Source organism: Pseudomonas sp. 05T35 (assembly GCF_056396605.1).
Genome location: NZ_JBFTLU010000483.1, coordinates 1 through 3,261 on the forward strand (window position 1 = coordinate 1; position 3,261 = coordinate 3,261).

Here is a 3,261-nt window from a genome sequence, read left to right on the forward strand (position 1 = left end):
CCCTATTGCTGAGACTCGAAATGGGTCGTTCCATCAAGAGGAGGTTCCCATGCCAGCATGGCTCTTGTTCGCAGTCATCGGAGCTTTGGGAGGGGTTACTGCCGGTTTTTTTGGAATTGGTGGGGGCATTGTCATCGTGCCCGCACTCATTTACTGGGCGGGGTTCTCGCAACACATGGCAACTGGAACCTCCCTGGCCGGTAGTCATTGCATCTCGTTTGCCACTGGCGATTGACTAAACTTAATAAGTCGGGAGTGAACTGAAACCTGAGTGATAGCAGCGATCATCGGATCTGGCTTGGCATCAAGACGGGACTCCCAAAGGAGACGACTATGTATGCGGTGATAAGAACCTACCTGGGTACTGGAGCACAGCAGCTATTCAAACTCTTGGAAGAGCGCAAGGCCGATGTCGAAGCTGCTCTTCGAACAGTGCCTGGCCTCGTCAGCTACACGCTGCTGAATACGGGGGATGGCGGTACTGCGGTGACGGTTTGCACGGACAAGGCCGGCAGCGATGCGAGCTTGAAAGTCGCGCGCGAGTGGATTCAGAAAAATGCCTCGCATATCCACGCGAGCCCGCCGATTGTCACGGAAGGCCCGGTCATTGTGCAGATCAAATAGCGCCGTTCCGGTTGATCTCACGACACTATCGCTCCCCGGTACACAAAACGGGCGCCTTCAAGGCGCCCGTTTACATTCACTTCGACGCCTGCTCCCGCAAGCGTCTGCCGATCACATCCATCACATCACACCCATCGCGCAACGGAATGGCCAGCAGCTTGGCGAAGTCGGCCAGCACCACGGTGTCGCTCTCGAGGTCGGCACGAAAAGCGATATTTTCGAGAACCTGGGTGACGGTGCGGATGCGGTAGTCGGCGGTGGCTTGCAGTACGTCGAGTGGGGCTTGGGTGTCGATGAGCAGGGAGGCCGGGATCAGGTCGATTCCGGTGAGGGGCATGTATCTATCCATGTTTGAAAACTCCGATCAATGCAAAGGTTGACCGCCCCCAATCGTCGCCAAACGATTGGGTGGCAGCTGTACGCAGGTTGGCGAACCGGGATCGGAATACCGGCAGACCCGAAGGTCTCCCGCGCACAGCTGCCATAAAGACAGCTTTGCGAGCGTGCAACAGCGCCTGCAAAAAAGCACAGCGCTTTTGCACCCGATCGACAGGTCGCCAAACCTGGTCGCCATTTGGGCGACGGGGCGGACTATAAGCTTCATCCCATAGGGGGGGCAAGGTGAGGGATTCTTAGGTTACTGTAGGATCTGTATTTATTCGGCCCTAGACCAGAACGAAAACGCCTTCCTACGCAAATTTCCAGTCCGGCTGATCAACCCATTACTGGCAAATTTTACGTAGCGACGCAGACATCAAAACACTGCCTGCGTTTTCACACAGCCTGAGCCCAAAGAAGCCAGACCTGACGGGCAGGATACGGCCCAAAGCGGCCACCGAGTGACTACGAAATTAGGGGTGATTAAAACTTCCCCTCAGATGGAGCACTCTTCGTGTGGCCTTGAACCTGCTATTTTGCTTTCTGAGTCAACTCATAGACCAATCTAAATAGCTCGGCCTGGTATCTAGCATCATGGAGGGCATTGTGGTCTCCCATGAATGAAAAGGGGRCARAYTTATTTRTYTGCCATCAGCCTCGACGCAATAAAAAGTAAATCTGCCCCTTTTTTCACGAAAAACGTGCTAGGAGCCTTCAGCCTAAGCATCTTCATCTAGGAGAGTGCCAAGATCAGATTCCCAAGTATCCCCCCATTCCACCAAGACGAGCTTAGCCGCGAAGTCGTCAATGACTTTTTGGCGCTGAGTTTCATCATCCCCAGCATCGCTAACCGCACTAATCAGATCATCTGAAAGATCCTGTGCATATTGTGCTTTAGACTCAATGTTCCAACGTTCCATTGCTCTATTAGCAGCAACTGTTACCTCTGCCCAAACTCTTTGATGCTCGGTCTCAAAAGATTGCTCTGTACGAGGTAAATATGAATCAGGGGCTATCGCGTTGACTTCAAAGCGAGCAGGCTTCGACGAGCGAGGGTTGAGAACAATGCCTCTCAACGGAAGGCCAGCCTTTGGGCCGAGATTGACCGAAAAGCGCCATCCTCCAAACAACTCCACATAAGCGACCAATCGATCTTGAACATCCGTGACGATCAATGAATGCTCAAAACCGGATTGACTGGCATCTGGGGTGTTTTTGTGCGGCGTTAAACTCGTGACCTGAGGCCAATCATTTATATAGTCCCACCCTGCGAACTGGCCAATAGGCGGAGTCCCATGCCTAATGGACGTCAGCAGTTCAGGTGAAATAACCGCTTTGGCTTGGTCGTTCCCATAAAGCACAACGCATCCAACTACGGCAGTCTTTGCCACGCATCGCCACACCTTATTGCCATCAAATAAAGCGCGCAAATGGATGTTTGGGACTTTCTTAGTAACTAGCACCGCCTGATCTGTTGAAAGTGGCCATTTTCGTTTTTCGAAAATTGATTTTAACCGTTTAGCATCTTTGACGTCCCTTGCAACTATCACCTGGCCTGGCACAAGCTGATCTGGGATTTGGGCTGCTCTCACAAGCGGTACCACGCCTGGTGCAAGGTCAAATTCAACTCCGTCATCCATCGTTCCAGCTCGAAAGATCGTCGGTGGTGGTTTACCGCGTCCAGTCCAGATTTTTAGCGCATTACGAATTTGAATGAGTGCTTCAGCAAGAGCGTCATCGACCTTGCCTGTTTCCTCGCTGGCGAAAGAGTTATTGCAATCGAGGCACGTAGCTCGACGCGTAACTGCTCGCCCACCTAAAGATGAGAGGAAAACATGCTCTTCACTACCCGCCAAATTCTCACAAAACATACAGGTTTCTGGGGGCATGCAATATTCCTCAATTGACGGAAATCATTCGGGAGGCTAATAGCCTCGCATAATGGACGCTATGGGCAAATTCCGCGCCAGGATTTCGCTATTTGCCTGGCGCGAAATTCGTCGATCACGACGGCATACCTATCATAAGCGAAGCATCCTATTCTGTGCTGGGGGATCTGGCGGTTAGATTTTAGGCTTGGCTGTCATCTCAGGATGTTTTGGTCTGAACAGATCTACTGCAGGTGCAGGCCGACAAATACCTGCAGCGAAAACGCGTACTGAACCGTCCCGGTTTAGTAGACGTTTTGAGTGTCTGCTTCAGGCCGATTTCTGCCTGTCACGAATAACTGCTTCGGATCGTTACCTCCCATTCGTGACA

Annotated in this window: 4 protein-coding genes; 2 read left to right on the forward strand and 2 right to left on the reverse strand. The window is 52.1% G+C overall.

The genetic code is table 11. From position 1 onward, the window contains the following. Positions 1-235: TSUP family transporter (locus AC1DH9_RS25680; RefSeq protein ID WP_477809030.1), on the forward strand; the 235-nt coding region annotated here is incomplete at its 5' end. Between the two features lie 98 nt (positions 236-333). After that, on the forward strand, positions 334-624 hold the full coding sequence (locus tag AC1DH9_RS25685) for a hypothetical protein (RefSeq protein WP_427544905.1): 291 nt from the start codon (positions 334-336) through the stop codon (positions 622-624). A 76-nt stretch (positions 625-700) separates the two neighbouring features. On the opposite strand, the gene AC1DH9_RS25690 is transcribed toward AC1DH9_RS25685, so the two are convergent. Further along, the gene (locus tag AC1DH9_RS25690) at positions 701-973 is read right to left on the reverse strand and encodes a hypothetical protein (RefSeq protein WP_427544903.1); all 273 of its coding nucleotides are present in this window, start codon (positions 971-973) and stop codon (positions 701-703) included. Between the two features lie 748 nt (positions 974-1,721). Next, positions 1,722-2,891: a hypothetical protein gene (locus AC1DH9_RS25695; protein ID WP_427544901.1), complete on the reverse strand. Its 1,170-nt coding sequence runs from the start codon at positions 2,889-2,891 to the stop codon at positions 1,722-1,724. Positions 2,892-3,261 lie beyond the last annotated feature (370 nt).